20 protein-coding genes are annotated in these 18412 nt (G+C 75.1%); 8 read left to right on the top strand and 12 right to left on the bottom strand.

Annotated elements, in window-relative coordinates; genetic code table 11:
• Positions 1 to 28: 28 nt before the first annotated feature.
• The 5 genes from ACI8AP_RS15315 to ACI8AP_RS15295 all read right to left on the bottom strand — a co-directional run bounded on the left by ACI8AP_RS15315 (position 29) and on the right by ACI8AP_RS15295 (position 5350).
• Entirely contained in the window at positions 29 to 1570 is a 1542-nt protein-coding gene (locus ACI8AP_RS15315; RefSeq protein ID WP_456590219.1) for a class I adenylate-forming enzyme family protein, read from the bottom strand.
• Between the two features lie 21 nt (positions 1571 to 1591).
• Positions 1592 to 2101, bottom strand: coding sequence for a PaaI family thioesterase (locus ACI8AP_RS15310; RefSeq protein WP_456590218.1), 510 nt, complete (start codon positions 2099 to 2101; stop codon positions 1592 to 1594).
• The gene (locus ACI8AP_RS15305; RefSeq protein ID WP_456590217.1) at positions 2094 to 3719 is read right to left on the bottom strand and encodes an acyl-CoA dehydrogenase family protein; all 1626 of its coding nucleotides are present in this window, start codon (positions 3717 to 3719) and stop codon (positions 2094 to 2096) included. The genes ACI8AP_RS15310 and ACI8AP_RS15305 overlap by 8 nt, the downstream gene beginning before the upstream one ends.
• Positions 3716 to 4345 carry a TetR/AcrR family transcriptional regulator gene (locus ACI8AP_RS15300; RefSeq protein WP_456590216.1) on the bottom strand — a complete coding sequence of 210 codons (630 nt, stop codon included), beginning with the start codon at positions 4343 to 4345 and terminating at the stop codon, positions 3716 to 3718. Before ACI8AP_RS15300 ends, ACI8AP_RS15305 begins: the two co-directional genes overlap by 4 nt.
• Before the next feature lie 180 nt (positions 4346 to 4525).
• Complete coding sequence (locus ACI8AP_RS15295; RefSeq protein WP_456590215.1) at positions 4526 to 5350, bottom strand: DUF2382 domain-containing protein; 825 nt, start codon at positions 5348 to 5350, stop codon at positions 4526 to 4528.
• A 348-nt stretch (positions 5351 to 5698) separates the two neighbouring features.
• On the opposite strand from ACI8AP_RS15295, the gene ACI8AP_RS15290 reads away from it, so the two are divergent.
• Entirely contained in the window at positions 5699 to 6508 is an 810-nt protein-coding gene (locus ACI8AP_RS15290; protein WP_456590214.1) for a DUF3097 domain-containing protein, read from the top strand.
• Positions 6509 to 6600: 92 nt separating this feature from the next.
• On the opposite strand, the gene ACI8AP_RS15285 is transcribed toward ACI8AP_RS15290, so the two are convergent.
• From ACI8AP_RS15285 to ACI8AP_RS15275, 3 genes are read right to left on the bottom strand one after another with little or no spacing between them, the layout of a single operon-like run.
• Positions 6601 to 9231, bottom strand: coding sequence for an ABC transporter permease (locus ACI8AP_RS15285; RefSeq protein ID WP_456590213.1), 2631 nt, complete (start codon positions 9229 to 9231; stop codon positions 6601 to 6603).
• Complete coding sequence (locus ACI8AP_RS15280; RefSeq protein ID WP_456590212.1) at positions 9228 to 9956, bottom strand: ABC transporter ATP-binding protein; 729 nt, start codon at positions 9954 to 9956, stop codon at positions 9228 to 9230. Before ACI8AP_RS15280 ends, ACI8AP_RS15285 begins: the two co-directional genes overlap by 4 nt.
• On the bottom strand, positions 9953 to 10549 hold the full coding sequence (locus tag ACI8AP_RS15275; protein ID WP_456590211.1) for a PadR family transcriptional regulator: 597 nt from the start codon (positions 10547 to 10549) through the stop codon (positions 9953 to 9955). The genes ACI8AP_RS15280 and ACI8AP_RS15275 overlap by 4 nt, the downstream gene beginning before the upstream one ends.
• 120 nt (positions 10550 to 10669) lie before the next feature.
• Here ACI8AP_RS15275 and ACI8AP_RS15270 point away from each other — a divergent pair, with 120 nt between their 5' ends.
• On the top strand, positions 10670 to 11551 hold the full coding sequence (locus ACI8AP_RS15270) for a hypothetical protein (protein ID WP_456590210.1): 882 nt from the start codon (positions 10670 to 10672) through the stop codon (positions 11549 to 11551).
• Positions 11548 to 11937, top strand: a complete 390-nt coding sequence (locus ACI8AP_RS15265; protein WP_456590209.1) for a GntR family transcriptional regulator — start codon at positions 11548 to 11550, stop codon at positions 11935 to 11937. Before ACI8AP_RS15270 ends, ACI8AP_RS15265 begins: the two co-directional genes overlap by 4 nt.
• A gap of 96 nt (positions 11938 to 12033) precedes the next feature.
• On the opposite strand, the gene ACI8AP_RS15260 is transcribed toward ACI8AP_RS15265, so the two are convergent.
• Both ACI8AP_RS15260 and ACI8AP_RS15255 read right to left on the bottom strand, forming a co-directional pair.
• Entirely contained in the window at positions 12034 to 12873 is an 840-nt protein-coding gene (locus ACI8AP_RS15260; RefSeq protein WP_456590208.1) for an aldo/keto reductase, read from the bottom strand.
• Positions 12874 to 12945: 72 nt separating this feature from the next.
• Positions 12946 to 14184: an MFS transporter gene (locus ACI8AP_RS15255; protein ID WP_456590207.1), complete on the bottom strand. Its 1239-nt coding sequence runs from the start codon at positions 14182 to 14184 to the stop codon at positions 12946 to 12948.
• Between the two features lie 149 nt (positions 14185 to 14333).
• On the opposite strand from ACI8AP_RS15255, the gene moaA reads away from it, so the two are divergent.
• Genes moaA through ACI8AP_RS15230 form a run of 5 tightly spaced genes read left to right on the top strand, consistent with a single transcriptional unit; the run spans position 14334 to position 17443 of the window.
• Positions 14334 to 15389 carry a GTP 3',8-cyclase MoaA gene (gene moaA, locus ACI8AP_RS15250; protein WP_456590206.1) on the top strand — a complete coding sequence of 352 codons (1056 nt, stop codon included), beginning with the start codon at positions 14334 to 14336 and terminating at the stop codon, positions 15387 to 15389.
• A 1-nt stretch (position 15390) separates the two neighbouring features.
• A complete protein-coding gene (locus ACI8AP_RS15245) occupies positions 15391 to 15645 on the top strand; it encodes a MoaD/ThiS family protein (RefSeq protein WP_456590205.1) in 255 nt (84 codons plus the stop codon).
• 21 nt (positions 15646 to 15666) lie between these two features.
• Positions 15667 to 15861, top strand: a complete 195-nt coding sequence (locus ACI8AP_RS15240; protein WP_456590204.1) for a hypothetical protein — start codon at positions 15667 to 15669, stop codon at positions 15859 to 15861.
• A 2-nt stretch (positions 15862 to 15863) separates the two neighbouring features.
• On the top strand, positions 15864 to 16703 hold the full coding sequence (locus ACI8AP_RS15235; RefSeq protein ID WP_456590203.1) for an SMP-30/gluconolactonase/LRE family protein: 840 nt from the start codon (positions 15864 to 15866) through the stop codon (positions 16701 to 16703).
• Positions 16700 to 17443: a CPBP family glutamic-type intramembrane protease gene (locus ACI8AP_RS15230; protein WP_456590202.1), complete on the top strand. Its 744-nt coding sequence runs from the start codon at positions 16700 to 16702 to the stop codon at positions 17441 to 17443. The genes ACI8AP_RS15235 and ACI8AP_RS15230 overlap by 4 nt, the downstream gene beginning before the upstream one ends.
• Here ACI8AP_RS15230 and ACI8AP_RS15225 read toward each other — a convergent pair.
• Both ACI8AP_RS15225 and ACI8AP_RS15220 read right to left on the bottom strand, forming a co-directional pair.
• Complete coding sequence (locus tag ACI8AP_RS15225) at positions 17406 to 17816, bottom strand: molybdenum cofactor biosynthesis protein MoaE (RefSeq protein WP_456590201.1); 411 nt, start codon at positions 17814 to 17816, stop codon at positions 17406 to 17408. The genes ACI8AP_RS15230 and ACI8AP_RS15225 overlap by 38 nt on opposite strands.
• Complete coding sequence (locus ACI8AP_RS15220; protein WP_456590200.1) at positions 17813 to 18391, bottom strand: nucleotidyltransferase family protein; 579 nt, start codon at positions 18389 to 18391, stop codon at positions 17813 to 17815. The genes ACI8AP_RS15225 and ACI8AP_RS15220 overlap by 4 nt, the downstream gene beginning before the upstream one ends.
• Positions 18392 to 18412 lie beyond the last annotated feature (21 nt).

Genomic DNA, 18412 nt, shown 5'->3' with positions numbered 1-18412 from the left:
GCCGGGCCGCGCCCGGCGGTCCACCGGCTCAGGTGGCTGCCGGCGCCCGCTCGGCCAGACCGTCGCGGATGACCTGCTTGGTGAGCTTGCCCGACGGGTTGCGCGGCAGCACGTCGACGGTCACCACCTCGCGCGGGAGCTTGTACCGCGCGAGCTTGTCCCCGAGGAAGTCCCGCACCTCGTCCAGGGTGATCTCCTCGCCGTCCGCGCTCACGCAGACGGCCACGACGGTCTCGCCCCACTCCTCGTGCGGCCGGCCGACGACGGCGACGTCGGCGATCCGGTCGTGACCGCGCAGGACCTCCTCGACCTCCTGCGAGTGCACGTTCTCCCCGCCGACGATGATCACGTCCTTGAGCCGGTCGACGATGAAGAGGTAGCCGTCCTCGTCCACCCGGGCGACGTCGCCGGTGCGGAACCAGGGGCCGACGAACACGTCGGCCGTGGCCTGCTCGTTGCCGTGGTAGCCGGCCATGCGGGTGTCGGCGCGCAGCCAGATCTCGCCCACGCCGCCCGGGCCGACGTCCGTGCCGTCGGCGGCGACCACGCGCAGATCGACACCGGGCATGCCACCCCGGCCGATCGATCCGGCCTTCGCCAGCTGCTCGGCCGGGTACAGCGCCGTGCCGACCGGGCCCATCTCGCTCATCCCGTACACCTGGAAGAAGCGGTCGGTGCCGTAGGCGTCGACCAGCGCCCGGGCCACCTGCTCGCCCAGCGGGGCGCCGCCGTAGAGCCACTTGTCCACGCTCGACAGGTCGGCGTCGGCCAGCGACAGCCGCCCCGCACGCGCCAGCTGCACCGGTGCCAGGTAGGCGATCGGCGCTCCGAAGAACGCGGTGACGCGGTGCCGCTCGACCGCCCGCAGGAAACCGGCGGGGTCGTACTCGCGCTGCAGGACCGTGGTGGCCCCGAGGAACACCATGGTCAGCAGCCAGTCGTTCAGCGGGGCGGCGTGCCAGATGGGCATCGCGAGCAGGAACCGCTCGTCCCGGGTGAACCCCAGGGTGCTGACGATCAGCGGCGCGACCGCCGAGATGGTGCGGTGGGTGTGCACGCAGCCCTTGGGAGAGCTCGTCGTGCCGGACGTGTAGAGGATCTCGGCCGGGGAGGCGTCGTCGTCCACGGCCGGGCCGGCCACAGGGGGCGCCGCGTCGACCAGCGTGTCGAGGTGGGGTAGCCCCCCGGCGCCGGTCTCCGTGGTCAGCCAGGTCGTGCCCGGACTGGCCTCGGTCGCCGTGCCGGCGAGGGCGCCGGCGACGACGCCCACGGTCGCGCCGCTGTGCTCGACGGCGTACCTGACCTCGGGGACGGCGAGCTTGTGGTTCACCGGCACCAGCACCCCGCCGGCGAACCAGGTGCCGAAGGCACCGATGACGAAGCCCGGGGTGTTGTACGTCATCACCGCGACCCGGTCGCCGGGCCGGACGCCGGCGTCGATGAGCACCCGGGCCGCCCGGCGGGCCCGGTCCAGCAGCTCGGCGTAGGTGATCGCCCCGTCGTCGGTGACCAGGGCCTCCTTGGTGGGCACGAGGCGGGCGGCACGCTCGAGCACGGCGGTCAGGTGCATGGATGGGTCCTCCGGGTCGGGTCAGGGAGTGGCGGCGCGGTCGGCCGCGCCGCCGGGTCGGGGAGGCGCCGGCCGCACGGCGACGACGGTGCCCTGGGCGATGGCGACCGGGGTCGTGGCACCGGCGTCGTCCACGGACAGGACCTCGCAGTGGCACACGGCCCTCCGTCCGGTCGTGTGGACCACGGACGCGCGCGCCCGGAGGGTGCGGCCCCGTGCCGGCGCCAGGTAGTCGAGGGTGAGGCTCCCGGTCAGCACGGCCGGTCCGAGCACCGAGCCACCGGCGAAGGTGACCGCGTTGTCGGCTGCGTAGGCCAGCACACCGCCGTGCACGTGGCCGTTCTGCTGGGTCAGCTCCGGGCGCACCGACAGCTCGAGGACGGCCGCGCCGTCGCCGAAGCCGGTGAGCCGCGCACCGAGGAGCCGGCTGAACGGCTGGTCCGCGAGCACGCGTTCGGCGATGGCCGGTGACAGCGGGGGATCGGCGGCCCGGGTCACCGGCGCCGTCGCGTCCACTGCCGGATCAGGCACGGGCGACGATGGCGGCGAGGTCCAGCGAGGGGTCCAGGGCGCCGTACTCGAGGGCGCGCTCCTCACCCAGCCGCGCGGCGACGAAGGCGTCGGCGACGGCGCCGGGCGCCTCGCGGATCACGACGGCGCCCTGCAGGGCCAGCGCGAGCGACTCCACCACCCGCCGCGCGAGGCCGGGCGCGGCCGCGGGGTCCGCCTGCGCCCGGGCGAGGAGCCGCCGGGTGGTCGCGACGTGCGCGTCGAATTCCCGGTGCTGCCCGAGCGCGGAGGAGATCTCCCGGTCGACGGCCTCGACCGACCGGGGCTCGCGCGCCATGGCTCGCAGCACGTCGAGGGCGATGACGTTGCCCGAGCCCTCCCAGATCGCCATCACCGGCTGCTCCCGGTAGCGGCGGGCCAGCGGGAAGCTCTCGGTGTAGCCGTTGCCGCCCAGGCACTCCATCGCCTCGTAGGCGTGGTTCGGCCCGCGCTTGCAGACCCAGTACTTGGCCACCGCGGTGGCCAGCCGGCGGAAGGCGACCGACTCCTCGTCCTCGCTGTCGTAGGCGGCGGCCAGCCGCAGTGCCGTCCAGGTGGCGGCCTCGGCCTCCAGCTGCAGGTCGGCGAGGACTGCGGTCATCGCCGGCTGGTCGACCAGCGTGGCACCGAACGCGCTGCGGTGCCGGGCGTGCCAGGCCGCCTCCGCGACGGCCTGCCGCATGCCGGCGGCGCTGCCCAGGACGCAGTCCAGGCGGGTCTGGCCGACCATCTCGATGATGGTGCGCACGCCGCGCCCCTCCTCCCCGAGGAGCCACCCGACGGTCCCGTCCAGCTCAATCTCGGAGGAGGCGTTGGACTTGTTCCCCAGCTTGTCCTTGAGCCGCTGGATGCGGAACACGTTGCGCTCGCCGCCGGGCAGCACCCGGGGGACGAGGAAGCAGGACAGCCCGCTGCCGGTCTGGGCGAGGACGAGGAACGCATCGGACTGCGGCGCCGAGCAGAACCACTTGTGCCCGGTGAGCCGCCAGGTGCCGTCACCGGCGTCGACGGCGCGGGTGGTGTTGGCCCGCACGTCGGAGCCGCCCTGCTTCTCGGTCATCGCCATGCCGAAGATCGCCGAGGGCTTGGTGGCCGGGTCGCGCAGCTCGGGGTCGTAGTCGCGCGAGTACACCCGGGGCAGCCACTCCGCGGCGAGCTCGGGCGAGTGCCGGAGGGAGGGCACGACGGCGTGGGTCATGCTCACCGGGCAGGAGTGGCCCGCCTCCACCTGGGCGAAGAGCATGAAGGTGGCCGCGCGGGCGACGTGCGCACCCGGCCTCGGGGCGGACCAGCAGCTGGTGTGCGCCCCGTGCTCGACCGCCGCGCCGATGATCCGGTGGTAGGCGGGGTGGAACTCCACCGCGTCGACCCGGTGGCCCCACCGGTCGTGGCCGGCGAAGACGGGGGGATGGGTGTTGGCCAGCTCGGCGTCGCGCTGGAAGTCCGCCCGCCCCACCAGCACGCCGACCTCGCCGAGCGCCTCGTCCGCCCACTGCGCGTCGTAGCGCTTGACCGCCTCGGTCAGCACCGCGTTCGTCCGGTACTCGTCGATGTCCACCCGCGGTGGCGCCTGGTTGAACACCTCGTGCGTGCTGGTCACTGGAGCTCCTCCGCACCCAGGGCCCGGAAGCAGAAGCTCCGGATCCCGGTGATCACGTCGTGGTCGGTGGTGGGGGTGGTCGTCGCCGGGCCGAGGGGGCGGAGCCGGTCGACGAGCGCCTCGGAGATGGCCCCCATCACGGCCGACGCGGCGAGGACCACGTCCTGCTCGACGAAGACGCCCTCGGCGATGCCGTCGTGGACGATCTGCTCGCCCAGTTCGGTGTAGGAGCGGCGGAAGACCAGGCGCTCGGCGTCGACCCCGGACGTGACCGGCTCGAAGAGCAGGGCCCAGGCCATGCGCCGCCCCTGCAGCGCCCGCCCGGCGAACGTGCGCACCAGCGCGTCCAGCCGGTCCGCGGGCCGGGGCCCGGCGTCGGCGACGGCGGTGCGGACGGCGGCGAGCTCGTGGGCGGCCGCGCTGCGGAACACCTCGGCGAGCAGGTACTCGCGGCTGTCGAAGTGCGAGTAGACCGAACCCACGCTGACGCCGGCCTCCCGGGCGATCGCGGCCACGGTCGCGGCGGCGAACCCGTGCCCGGCGACCAGGTGCCGGGCCGCAGCGAGGAGGGTCTCGCGCCTGCGCTCGGCGGTGCGCCGGGTGAGCTCGGTGGCGCGGTACGGCACGGCGCCCTCCCGATAAAGAAGTGAACCGCGGTTCAGTCGCGGACAGGAAGGAGTGAACCACGGTTCAGAACGGGCGCGCAAGGGGCCCGTGCCCGGACATGCTGACGGCGGCCGGCCGAGGAGAGATCTCCCCGGCCGGCCGCCGTTCGTCAGGTGCCCCGGCCCTCGGCCGGGGTGGGCTCACCGCCGACGGGCGTCGTCCGCGCCGTCGACCTCGACCTGCTCCTTGCGCACGTCGGCGCTGACCGTCTCCTGGTCGGTGACGGTCTCCTTGTCCATCCGGACGCGCTCGACCGGGACCGCCTCCTTGGCGACGACGGGCTTCTCGGCGTGGAGGGTGACCTCGTGCTCCTCCTCGCTGATGGCCGGCCCGTCCATCGCCTTGCCGGCGTTGGCGTCGGTGATCGGCTCGCGCTCGACCCGGACCTCCTCGTGGGACACGGGGACGGTCTCGGTCACGTTCTCGCTCACCACGTACTTGCGCAGGCGGGCGCGACCGGTCTCCTCGCGGCGGGTGCCGACGTCCAGCCGCTCCTCCGAGCGGGTCATGGCGTCGTCCGTGGTCGGGCCGGAGGTGTCGCGGCCGACAGCGCCCCGGGTGTCGGTGCGGTCCGTGTCGGCCGTGCCGGTGGTCCCCGCCACGCCCGTGGTCTCGGTCATGGTGTCGGTGCGGCCGGTCGTCCCGGTCGTGCCCGTGCCCATGCCGTAGTACCGGTAGAGCTCCTCCTCCTCCTGCGGGGAGAGGTGACCGTCGGTGTCGATCTTGGGCGCGTCCTTGACGCGGTCCTTGCTCACCGGTACGCGGAGACCGTCGTCGGTCAGGTCGGCGTCACGGATGGGGACGAAGGACTCCTTCGTCCCGAACATGCCGGTCTTCACGGTGACCCACTCGGGCTGGCCGGTCTCGTCGTCCAGGTAGACCTCGGAGGCCGACCCGATCTTGCTGCCGGTCTCGTCGTAGACGTCCTGGCCGATCACTCGGCTGATGGTCTCGGTGCCGATCATCGTCGTTGTCGCTCCTATCTGAGCTCGGGGATGTTCGTCCCTCCGATGGGTGACCGGCACGGTCGCAGCGAAACGAACCGATCGAGACCGACGGCGGATCGACCCGGCCCGGAGCGCTCCGCCCGTCACGGTCCCGGAGCGCTCCACGGGCTCCGGGACGGCCATCGGCGCAGGTCACGCGCGTATCCGTGGCGCACCACCGGATCGCCCGTTGCGCCCGGCAACTGCCGCAGCCACGCTCACTCTGCGTGTTTTGGACCTGCCCGGGCGTGTCGTCCGGGATCGGTCCGGCACGCGGGTCGGCGCGTCGCCCACGACCGTGCCGACAGCATGCCTAGCGTCGTCGGCGTGCCTCCCCGTTCGCCGTACGACAACCTGGTCCACCCGCGTACCGTCAAAAAGCCCAGCCCCCAGGTCGAGGCGCTCAAGGACGTCGTCGTCGAGGACCCCAGCAGCGGGTTCGTCGGCGCCGTGGTGCGCTGCGAGAAGGACGTCGTCCACCTCGAGGACCGGTTCGGGAAGGTCCGCGCCTACCCGCTGGGGCCCGGCTTCTGGGTCGACGGCCGGCCGGTGGTGCTGGTGCGCCCGAAGCAGAACGCACCCTCGGGCCCGCAGCGGAGCGCGTCGGGCTCGACCTACGTGGTCGGCGCGCGGGCGCGGGTGGCCCGCGAGGGGCGCATCTACGTCGAGGGCAAGCACGACGCCGAGCTGGTGGAGAAGGTCTGGGGCCACGACCTGCGCATCGAGGGCGTCGTCGTCGAGCCGCTGCACGGCGTGGACGACCTGCCCGGGATCGTGCGCGACTTCCGGCCGTCGTCGGGACGGCGGCTCGGCGTGCTCGTGGACCACCTGGTGACCGGCTCCAAGGAGTCGCGGATCGCCGCCCAGATCACCGGGGACCACGCGCTCGTGGTCGGGCACCCGTTCATCGACATCTGGCAGGCGGTCAAGCCGTCCGTCGTCGGCATCAAGGCCTGGCCGACCGTGCCCAAGGGCGAGGACTGGAAGACCGGTGTCTGCAAGCGGCTGGGCTGGGAGGACGACACCGGCTACGTGTGGGCGCAGCGGATCCTGGCCCGGGTGAAGGTCTGGACCGACCTGGAGCCGACGCTCATCGGCCGGGTCGAGGAGCTGATCGACTTCGTCACGACCGATTGATGATCAGGTGACCTGATCGTCAGGGGTCCTGGCTCAGCGTCGACGGTGAGCCAGGACCCCACCAGGTGAGCCAGGACGTCGGTCGGCGCGGGTCACGTCACCCGGCGGGCCATCGGCAGCCGGGAGCGGACGACGAGGCCGGTGACGGCGACGGCGAGCAGCGGCACCGCCACGGCCACGCCGGCGAGCAGCAACCAGGGGACGTCGATCAGCGGCCGCGCGCCCGTCCCGTAGTCGGTGCTGGTGAGCGGGTACGCGACGGCGATGCCCGGCCCGGCGCCCACCAGCAGGCCCAGCAGCGCCCCGCCGACACCGATGACCGCCGCCGACCCCATCGCGATGAACCGGCGGGTGCGGGGCGCCGCACCGATCGCCGCGAGCGTGGCGAGATCGGGACGGGCATCGGCCAGCGCGAGCCCGGTCGCGGTCAGCGTCGCCACGAGCACCAGCAGCCCGCCCACCGCGAACAGCAGCAGCCGGGCGATCGCCAGGTAGTCGCTCCACCCCCGTTCCACGTACACCGACGCCTGGACCCCCAGGGCGTTCACCGCCTCCGTGAACGCCCGTTCCTCGGCCACGGTGACCGGCGCCTCCGGGCCGCCGATCACCAGCGACGTCGTGGCGAGCGGTACGGGCAGCCGGTCGGCCAGCGCCGGGGGCACGACCACCAGGGCAGGGGCGCGGAGCTCGTCGGTTGCGGACACCTCGATCTCGGTCGCGGGCAGCGACACGCGGCCGAGCTCCACCTCCCGGGTGCCGTTCCACGTGGAACCGGCGAGCGTCACCTGCCCGGCGGCGTCGACGGCACCCGAGCCGAAGACGACCGCACGCCCCGCCCGCAGCGCGGCACCGACCTCGTCCCGCCACGGGGCAGCGCTCGCCGCGGTCGCGGTGGCGACGTCGGCCACGATCACCTCACCGCCGAAGATGGGCTGGAACCAGCCGATGTCGTCCGGGAACCAGCTGCACTCCGGTAGCTCCGCCGTGCAGCCGGCGCGGACGGTGCCCAGGGAGCGCGGGTCCTCCGGGGTCGCCGCGACCGTGGAGAGGCGGCCGACGGGCCGTCCGGGCAGGTGCTCGGCCGCGGCCTGCTCGACGGCGGACCAGCCGGCCGCCCCGGCCTGGTGCACGAAGACCGTCGCCGCTCCCATCGGCGCCTGCGGTACGTAGTCGCGACGAGCCTGGGCGCTGTCGCTCTGGCTGCCGATCGCCATCGTCGTCACCACGGCGACGGTGGCCATGACGGCGGCGACGGCCGACGCGGTGCGGGTCCGGTTGCGGGCGGCGTCCCGGACGGCGATCAGCCCCGCTGTCGGCAGCCGGCGCGCCAGCGGGGCCAGCAGCCCGACCAGCCACGGCGTCGCGGCGACGGTGCCGAGGACGAGCAGCGCCGCGCCGCCCGCGACGGCGAACTCGCTCCCCCGCGCGCCGAGCACGGTGAGCACCGCGCCGATCCCGACCGCGGCCAGCCCGGCGACCGGCAGCCGCCAGGAGGTGCGCACCTGCCCCCGGCGGCCGCCGAGCGCCGGCACGACGTCGGTGCGGGCCGCCTGCCGGGCCGGGACGGCCGAGGCGGCGAGGCCCGCCAGCAGGCCGGTGACGACGACGGCCAGGACGTCGAGAGGGGCGACGTCGAACGGACCGAACCGCACGTCGGCCCAACCGCCCACGAGCGGGAGCGCCAGCCACGCCAGGCCCATGCCCAGCAGCGCCCCGCCGACCGCCGCCCCGCCGCCGAGCACCACGCCCGACGCCAGCACGGTCCGCCGCAGGTCCGCGGGGCTCCCACCGGCCGCGGCCAGCAGGGCGAGATCCCGCCGCTGCCGCCGGAGCCCCACCGCGAACGCGGGCCCGGCCAGCAGCACGACCTCGAGCAGGATGCCGACCACGATGAGCGCCAGCACGGCCATCTCGGCGGCGTTCGCGCCGCTCGTCGAGCGGTACTCCTCCGCGGGCGGCGGGTCGGCCACCACCGCCCGCGAGACGACGGCGAGGCCCTCGGCGTTGAGTTCCCGCACGGTCGGCCAGTCCAGCTCGCCGGGCACCGAGACGTAGAACTCGCTGCTGCGCGAGCGCAGCAGGTCGGCCGAGCCCGGTGCCACCACGACGAGGTCGTCCCGCTCACCGGCACCCGGCGCGACGATCCCGACGACCGTCAGTGGGACGTCCTCCTGAGTCACCTCGAGGGTGTCCCCGAGCGCGACGCGGGCGCGCTCGGCCACCCCGCCGCTCACCGCGACCTCCTCGGTCGTGGCCGGCACCCGCCCCTCCACCACCTCGACGGCGCCGTTCCGGATCGGCAGGCCGAGGTCGTCGGCGTAGGCGGTCACGTCGGCGTAGCCCACCCCGGTCCGGTAGGCGAGCCGTCCGACGGTGCGCTCGACGACCTCCGCGCCGTCCGGCAGCAGGCCACGGACCTCTGCGGCGGACCACGGTGACAGCTCCTCGTCCGGCTCGTAGACCAGCGGGTCGCCGGTGAGCGGGTCGGCCTCGATGGGGCTCCGGGCGATCCCCTCGATGCGCGCGTCCGCCGCGCCCAGCGTCGCGGGCAGCGACTCGACGGGGTCGAGCTGCCAGGTGCGCAGCAGCGTGTCGGCGCCGACGACGACGAGGACGGGCAACCCGACCATCACCAGCACCAGCGCGGTGCGGCCGCGGTGGCGGAGCGCGTCGCGGCGGGCGATGCGCAGCGCCATCCGCCAGCGGGTCAGCCAGGCGCTCACCCGACGCCGCCGGCGGGCAGAAGCGACTCCGCCGCGGCGGCCGGCCCGCTCTGGTCGACGACGACGCCGTCACGCAGGAAGACCACCCGGTCGGCCCAGGCGGCGTGCCGGGCCTCGTGGGTCACCAGCACGCCGGCGGCGCCGGCCTCGCACCGGGCGCGCAGCACCCGCAGCACCTCCTCGCCCGTGGTGGAGTCCAGGGCGCCGGTGGGCTCGTCGGCGAGCAGCAGTCGGCGCGGGCCGACGAGCGCTCGGGCGATGGCCACCCGCTGCTGCTGCCCGCCGGACATCTCGTCGGGGAAGCGCCCGGCCAGCGCGCCCACCCCCACCTCGTCCAGCGCCTCCCGGGCCGCGCGCCGCGCCACCCCGCCCCGGACGCCGTCCAGCTCCAGCGGCAACGCGACGTTCTCGACGGCCGACAGGGACGGCAGGAGGTTGAGGTCCTGGAAGACGTAGCCGACGCTGCGGCGCCGGACGGCGGCCAGCTGTGCCGCCGACAGACCGGCCAGGTCGCGGCCCTCGACGACGACCGCGCCCGACGTCGGGCTGTCCAGCCCGCCGGCGAGGTGCAGCAGGGTCGACTTGCCCGAGCCCGACGGCCCCATGACGGCGACCAGCTCCCCCGGGTGGACGGCGAGATCCACCCCGCGCAACGCCTGGACGACGACGTCGCCCTGCCGGTGGTCGCGGGTCACCCCGGACAGCCGCAGCACCGCCTCGTTCATCGCCGGCCCCGCTTCCCGGCCGGGACGACGTCGGTCGCCGGAGCCGGTGAGGTGGGCGCCGCGCCGCGCCGTCCGGCCGCCGCGCGGGCGACCCGGGCCTCGCAGTGGTCCAGCCAGCGGATCTCGGCCTCCGCGCGGAAGACCAGGGAGTCCAGCACCAGGGACCACGCGAGCTCGTCGTCGCCGGTGACGCGTGTCTTCAGCCGGGTGATCTCCTGCAGGCCGGTCATGGTGGCGGTGCGCTGGGTCTGCACCACGTCCAGGACGTCGACCCCCGGCGTCGTGACCGCCAGCGCCAGCTTGATCGCCAGCTCGTCGCGCGGGGCGCCCTTCGGGCTGACCGGGGAGGCGAACCAGCCGCGCAGCTCCGCCTGGCCGGCGTCGGTGATCCGGTAGGCGATCCGGCCATCGGCGTCCGGCGGCCCGTCCTGGGCCACCAGCCCGTCGCGCTCGAGCCGGTCGAGCGTCGAGTAGACCTGCCCGACGTTCAAGGGCCAGGTGGCGCCGGTGGCCGCGTCGAACTCCGCGCGGAGCTGGTAACCGTGACTGGGGCCGCGCTCCAGGAGCGCGAGCAGGCCGTGTCGGATGGACATGGATACGGAGTATGCATACTCAGTATTTATGTCGCAAGGGGCCCGCCGACCGGCTTGACAGGCCGCCCCCGCCACGTCATTGTCTCAATCCCTTGAGTCATTGACTGTGTGGAGGTCGACGTGGCAGGGCTTTCGTTCCTCCTGCTGCTCACGGCGGTCGTCACCGTGGTCGTCGGCGCGGGCCTGGCGCGCCGGTCGCCACCCAGCCGCGAGCACGCCGTCGCCGCCGCGCGCCGGCATGCCACCCGAACCGCGGCGGCCGCCTACGCCCTGGGGGCGGCTGCCGCCTTCGCCTTCCTGGCGGCCGAGGTGGGCAACACCTCCCCGGGCGGCTTCGGCGTCACCGTCCTGCTCACGCCCGTGGCGTTCGGGGTCGTGCACGTCGTCGTCCTGGCGCTCGGCGAGCTGACCTGGCCGCGGCCGGCCGGGGACGTGCGCCGGGCCCGGCTGGTCCGCCGGGGCCCGCTCGACGCGGCGCCGCGGTGGCTGCTGCGCACCACCGCGGCCGCCTTCGCCCTCGCCGCGCTCACGGTCGTCGGTGGGGCCCTGCTCGCCGCGCCCGACGGCCGCAGCGTCACCTACTCACCCGACGCCTTCTCCTCGGCCGCCGCGAGCCCCTTCCCGGGCCTCTTCTACGGCGGGCCTGCGGCGGCAGGCCTGCTCGCGGTCGCGGTCGCCGCCGCGGTGGCCCTCTGGGTCGTCGCCGCCCGGCCGGCGGTGGCCACCGAGGACGAGCGGATCGAGGACGCCCTCCGCCGCGCCTCCGCGCACCGGGTGCTGCGCATCGCCGCCGGCGTCCCGCTGGTCGTGGCCGGGGGGCTCCTCTTCGTCGCCGGGACGGCGCTGCACGGGCTGGGCACCGGCTCCACCGGCGCGGGTCCGTGGGACGGCGCGAGCCCCGTGATCGCGCTCGCGGGCGTCGCGGCGATGCTCGGCGGCGTGGCCGTCGCCTGCTGGCGCGCCCCCGCGGTGCCGGCGGACCGCGTGCCGGCCGCGGCATGAGCTCCCCACCACCGGCCCTCACCGTCGACGTCGGCAGCCCGGTCCCGCCCTACGAGCAGATCCGCAGCCAGGTCGCCGCGGCGGTGCACGGCGGCCTGCTCCCCTCCGGCAGCCGGTTGCCGACGATGCGTGCCCTCGCCGCCGACCTGGGCGTGGCCGTCGGCACGGTCGCCCGGGCCTACTCGGAGCTGGAGGCGGCCGGCCTGGTCGCCAGCCGGCGGCGCACCGGCACGGTCGTCACCGGCGCGGCGCCCCCGCCGCGCGTCCAGGAGCGGATCCGCAGCGCTGCCGATGCGCTGGCCCGGACGGCACGCGAGGACGGCGTGGACGACGCGACCGTGCTAGCCGTCGTCCGCGCCGCCCTCGCGCGCGCTGCCACCGGCTGAGGCTGCCCTTGATGATCAGGTGACCTGATCATTCGGGGTCCTGGCTCACGGTCGGTGCTGAGCCAGGACCCCGAACGGTGAGCCAGGACGGTCGGGTCAGCCGGGGATGTAGTTGAACGTGTCCGGGTCGGGGCCGGTGCGCTCGCCGCGGTCCAGGCCGGTCAGCGCGGACATGTCCTCGCGGCTGAGCTCGAAGTCGAACAGCGCGAAGTTCTCCGCCATGCGCTCACGGGAGGACGACTTCGGGAAGACGACGTCGCCGCGCTGGATGTGCCACCGCAGGACGACCTGGGCCGGGGTGCGGCCGAGCCGCTCGGCGATCGCGGTGATGCCGGGGTCGCCGAGCACCTTGCCCTGCGCGATCGGCGACCAGGCCTCGGTGACGATCTCGTGCTCGGCGTCGAAGGCGCGCAGCGCGTCCTGCGCCAGGTAGGGGTGCACCTCGATCTGGTTCACGGCCGGGGTGATCTCGGTGTCCGAGAACAGCCGGCGCAGGTGGTGCTCCTGGAAGTTGGAGACGCCGATGGCGCGGCAGCGGCCGTCGCGGTAGATCTCCTCCAGCGCCTTCCAGGTCTCGATGTAGTCGACGTCGATGCCCGGCAGCGGCCAGTGGATGAGGAACAGGTCGAGGTACTCGAAGCCGAGGTCGGCCAGCGTCCGGTCGAAGGCGCGCAGCGCGTCGTCGCGGCGGTGGAAGCCGTTGTTCAGCTTGCTCGTCACGAAGATCTCGCCGCGGTCGATGCCGGAGCGGGCGACGGCCTCGCCGACCCCCTTCTCGTTGCCGTACATCTCGGCGGTGTCGATGTGCCGGTAGCCGACCTCGAGCGCGGTCGCCACGGTGTCGGCGGTCTGCTCGGGCGGCACCTGGTAGACGCCGAACCCCAGCTGCGGGATCTGGACGCCGTTGTTGAGTGCGAGGGTGGGCACGGTGGCCACAGGCTGATCCTTCCGGTTCGGGAAAGGCCGCGAGCCGCACGGTCGGTCGTGCGCGATCGGCCCCGACCCCGCCTACCCGGTGATGCGATCCTCAACCAGCTCCGCGGGGGCCGGGCGGTCCCCGACCAGCGCCACCCCGCCCAGCGCGAGCAGACCCGCGAGGGCGGCGGCGACCGCCGGCACGGCGAACGCGGCCTCGGCGCCCCAGGCGTCCACCGCGGCACCTGCGAGCGCCGAGCCCACGGTCACGCCCAGGGTGAGACCGGAGATCGTCCACGCCAGCGACTCGGTGAGCATGCCGGGGACGACCCGGGACTCCACGAGCGAGGTGCCCGACACGAGCACCGGGGCGATGGTCAGCCCCGCCAGGAAGCCGCCACCGATCAGCACGGTCAGCGAGCCGACCCCCCACAACAGCTGCGCGGCGAGGGCGAAGGCGACGGCCGTCGCCACGAACCGGGTGGACAGCGTGCCGGGCAGTCGGGCCAGCCCGTAGACCAGCCCGGCCAGCAGGCTGCCCGCGGCGAAGACGGCCAGGGCCACCCCGGACAGCGCAGGCGCCCCCTCGGCCTCGGCGAAGCCCACGACCACCACGTCGATGGCGCCGAACACCGTGCCCACCGCGAGGTAGGTGACGACGACGACCAGCAGCGTGGGCGTCAGCACGGCCCACCACCGGACCGGGGACGGACCGGCGACGGGGTGCGCCGGTGGGTCGGTGTCGCGCAGGGCGGCCAGCCAGAGGCCTCCGACGGTGCCCAGGACGACGCCGGTGAGGAACCCGACGGGCGGGGCGACGAGGGTGGCCAGGAGAGTCACCAGCGGCGGCCCGACGACGAAGACCACCTCGTCGGCGACGGCCTCGAAGGCGAACGCCGTCTGCCGGCCCGCGGGGTCGAGCACCGCGGCCCACCGGGCGCGCACCAGCGAACCCACGTTGGGGCTGCTGCCCCCCACCGCCGCCGCGAGCAGGAACCAGCTCCAGCGGGGCCCGCCCGCGACCACCGCCGCGACGAACCCGACGCCGGAGAGGGCGAAGCAGGCCATTGCCAGGCGCAGCACCGGGCTCTGGCCGCGGCGGTCCATGGCCCGCGCCCACTGGGGGCCGGCGATGCCGTAGCTGAGGGCGAGGGCGCCGGAGACGGCCCCGGCGAGGCCGTAGCTGCCCGTCTCCCGCGAGACCAGGAGCACCGCCCCCAGGCCGAGCATGGGGGCGGGCAGCCGCCCCACCCACCCGGCCAGGGAGAAGGCCACCGACCCGGGGACGGCGAAGAGGCGACGGTAGGGGCTGAAGACGGTGCTGACCGACACTGTTCTCTCGCGCTTCCTGGCCACGGGCGAGTGCGGGACGTCCTCCGCCGGTCTCTCGGGTGGCGAGGGGCAGGCTAGCAACACGGCCCCGCCGCCGGCCGCGCATTTCCTGCTCCGCACGCATCACCGGTCGCGGCTACATTCGGGCCATGACCAGCGCCTCGCTCCCCGACCCCGCGGTGCGCCCCGCCGTGGGCGCGGTGCCCGCGGGCTCCGGCGGTCTGGTCGACCGGTACGGCCGCACCGCCACGGATCTGCGGGTCTCGCTCACCGACCGGTGCAACCTGCGCTGCACCTACTGCATGCCGCCCGAGGGGCTGGACTGGCTGCCCAAGGTGGAGGTGCTCACCGACGAGGAGATCGTCCGGCTGGTGCGCATCGGGGTGGAGCAGCTCGGCATCCGCGAGGTGCGCTTCACCGGCGGTGAGCCGCTGCTGCGCCCGGGCCTGGTGGGCATCGTCGACGCGGTGACCGCGCTGCACCCCCGCCCCGAGGTCAGCCTCACCACCAACGCCATCGGGCTGTCCCGGACCGCGCCGGCGCTGGCCGCGGCGGGGCTGGACCGGATCAACGTCAGCCTCGACACCATCGACCGCGACCGGTTCAAGCAGCTGACCCACCGCGACCGCCTCGACGACGTGCTGGCCGGGCTGGCCGCCGCGCGCGACGCCGGGCTGACCCCGGTCAAGGTCAACGCCGTGCTGCTGCACGGGATCAACGACGTCGACGCCGTTCCGCTGCTGGACTACTGCCTGGAGCAGGGCTACCAGCTGCGGTTCATCGAGCAGATGCCGCTGGACGCCCACCACGCCTGGACCCGCGGGCGGATGGTCACCGCCGAGGACATCCTGGAACGGCTCTCGGCGGCGCACACCCTCACACCCGACAGCGAGGAACGCGGCTCCGCGCCGGCCGAGCGGTGGCTGGTCGACGGCGGCCCGGCCACCGTCGGGGTGATCGCCTCGGTGACCCGCTCGTTCTGCGGCGCCTGCGACCGCACCCGGCTCACCGCCGACGGGCAGATCCGCAACTGCCTGTTCGCCCGCGAGGAGTCCGACCTGCGCACCGCGATGCGCGACGGCGCCACCGACACCGAGCTCGCCGACCGGTGGCGGATCGCCACCCTGGGCAAGCTGCCCGGCCACGGCATCGACGACCCCAGCTTCCTGCAGCCCACCCGCCCCATGTCCGCGATCGGCGGCTGACGTGGACGACCAGGCGCGCGTCACCGTCCGCTACTTCGCCGGAGCCCGCGCGGCCGCCGGCGTCGAGACCGAGGCCCGCGAGGCGGGCAGCCTCGACGAGCTGGTCGGGCAGATCGTCGCCCACCACGGCGAGCGGCTGGAGCGTGTGCTCACCGCCTGCTCGTTCCTCGTCGACGGCGCGCAGGCCCGCGACCGGGCCGCGCGGCTGCCCGCCGGCGCGGTGGTCGACGTGCTCCCGCCCTTTGCCGGAGGCTGATCAGCGCGCCAGGATGGGCGCATGAGCATCTTCGACAAGGCCAAGGCGAAGGCCGAGGAACTGTACGGCCGGGCCGAAGAGCTGTACGGCGAGTCGCACGGCGACCCCGCCGCCAAGATCGACGGCGAGGCGCACCGGCTGGAGGCCGAGGCCGAGGAGGCCGAGCTGGAGCGCGAGGACGCGGCCGGCGAGGACGGGCCCGCGGGCACGCGCTGACCGTGCGCGCCGAGCAGATCACCGGGCCGGTCGCCCACCACGCGGAGGGGCCGGTCTGGTCGGCGGGGTGGGGCGGGCTGCGCTGGGTCGACATGCAGGCCGGCGACGTCCTCTCGCTGGCGGCGGACGGAACGGTCCGCCGCGAGCACGTGGGGGAGGTGGCGGCGGCACTGCGGCCGCGCCGGGGCGGCGGCGCGGTGATCGGCGTCGAGCGCGGCTTCACCCTGCAGGACGCCGACGGCACGCTCACCCCCCTCGGCGCCGTGTGGGACGACCCGTCGGTGCGCATGAACGACGGCGGCTGCGACCCCGACGGCCGGTTCTGGTGCGGGTCGATGGCCTACGACCAGCGGCCGGGCGCCGCCGCCCTCTACCGGCTCGACCCCGACGGCGCCGTCCACCGGGCGCTGACCGGCGTCACCGTCTCCAACGGGCTGGACTGGAGCCCCGACGGGTCGCGGGCGTTCTACAACGACACGGCGACCCACCGCATCGACGTCTTCGACTACGACCCGGGCACGGGCCTGACCGGGCGCCGTCCGTTCGTGACCTTCCCGGACGACGGAAACCCCGACGGGCTGACCGTCGACAGCACCGGCGGGGTGTGGGTCGCGCTGTACGGCAGCGGAACGGTGCACCGGTACTCCCCCGACGGGCGGCTCGACGCGGTGGTCGAGCTCCCGACGCCCCAGGTGACCGCCTGCACGCTCGGCGGCCCGGGGCTGGACCAGCTCTTCATCACCACGTCCGCCGAGGGCGGGCTCGACGACGGCGTGGCCGGGTCGCTGTTCCGGGTGGACGTGGGGGTCCGCGGACAGCCGGCGCGCCTGTTCGCCGGTTGACGCTGCCGCTGGTCGTCGCGTCGTCCGGGTACCTGGCGTGGAGCAGCCTGGTCGTCCCGGCGCTCCCACCTGCCGCTGCGGTGCGCACGGCGGCGAACGCGGGGGCTGCCGCCGCCCTCTGGCGGGGCGCCCGCTCGGCGGGGTTCACGACCCGGGAGCTCGGGGTGCACCGCTGCGCACGGCGGGCGGGCGCGCGCTGGGGCGGCGCGGGGGTCGCCGGTGCCGCGGCGGGCTACCTCCTCGCCCTGGGGGTGCCTGCGGCGCGGGAAGCCCTGGCCCGCTCGCCCGCCGGCGCGGCGCCGCCCCGCGAGGTGGCGGCGCGCCTGCTCGTCCACATCCCGCTGGGCACCGTGTTCGCCGAGGAGGTTGCCTTCCGCGGCGTCCTCCTGGCGGTCGCCCGCCGGCGACTCGGCGACCACGGGGCCACCGCCGCCACCGCGCTCGTCGTCGCGCTGTGGCACCTCCGCGGTGCCGTCGACGCGGGTGGTCCCGTCACGGCGATCCTGACGGCGACCGGGCTCGGCGGCGGCGTGCTGGGCTGGCTGCGGCTGCGGAGCGGGAGCCTGCTCGCCCCCGCGGGCCTGCACCTGGGCGCCAACGGCGCCGGGCTGCTGGCGGCGGTGACCGCGCGGGCGCTCAGTCGACGAGGACGCTCCGCGCACGCTCGGTATCGGCCGCCGTCCAGCGGTCCCCGGGCCGTCGTCACGGGCAGGCGACCCACTCCTCCTCGCCGTCGGTGAAGACCTGCCGCTTCCAGATCGGCAGCCGCTTCTTCACCTCGTCGACGAGCTCGGCGCAGGCGGCGAACGCCTGGCCACGGTGCGAGGCGCTCACCGCGCAGGCCAGGGCGACGTCACCGATCCCCAGCAGGCCGATGCGGTGGCTGACCGCGACGGCGTGCACCTCCGGGCGCGCCGCGAACTCCTCGGCCAGTTCCGTGATGACCTCGGCCGCGCTCGGGTGCCCGACGTACTCCAGCTCCGTCACCGAGCGGCCGCCGTCGTGGTCCCGCACGACCCCGGCGAAGGAGACCACCGCGCCGGCCGCCTTGTCGGCGACGGCGTCCTCGTGTTCGGGAACGGACAGCGGCGCATCGACGACCCGGGCGATCACGGGCCCGACGCTACCCCTGGCGGCGGCACGTCGAGGTCGACCGGATCGGCCAACCCGGTGCAGTCGACCTCGACGACGTCGTGCGCGGCGAGGTAGCCACGGGCGCCCTCGTCCCCGGTCGCCGTCTCCACGACCCCGGCCCAGTGGTCGCGCCCGAGCAGCACCGGGTGGCCGCGGACGCCGTCGTAGGTGGCGACGGCGAGCGCGTCCGGGGCGGCGTGCGCGGCGACGGAGGCCAGCGCCGCGGGCGTCATGCCCGGCATGTCCACCAGCGTGACGAGCGCGGCGTCGACGGTTCCCGGGAAGCCGCGCAGCCCCTCCAGCGCGGCGCGCAGCGAGGAGGCCATCCCGGTCTCCCACTCCTTGTTGGCCAGCACGGTGGCCCCGGTGAGGTCGGCGCTGCGCCAGACGTCGACCGCCCGCGCGCCGAGGACGACAAGCACGACCTCGCAGGTGGCCCGCGCCGTCCGTACCGCCCGTTCCACCAGCAGGCTGCCCTCGTACTCGACCAGCGCCTTGGGCATCCCGTAGCGGCGGCCGCCCCCGGCGGCCAGGACGACGGCGGCGGTGCTCATGCCCCCAGCCTCCCAGCGTGC

The organism is Blastococcus sp. SYSU DS1021 (assembly GCF_054050995.1).
The sequence above is the reverse complement of the archived record's forward strand: the minus strand, read 5'-3'. Positions and strand labels throughout refer to the sequence as shown.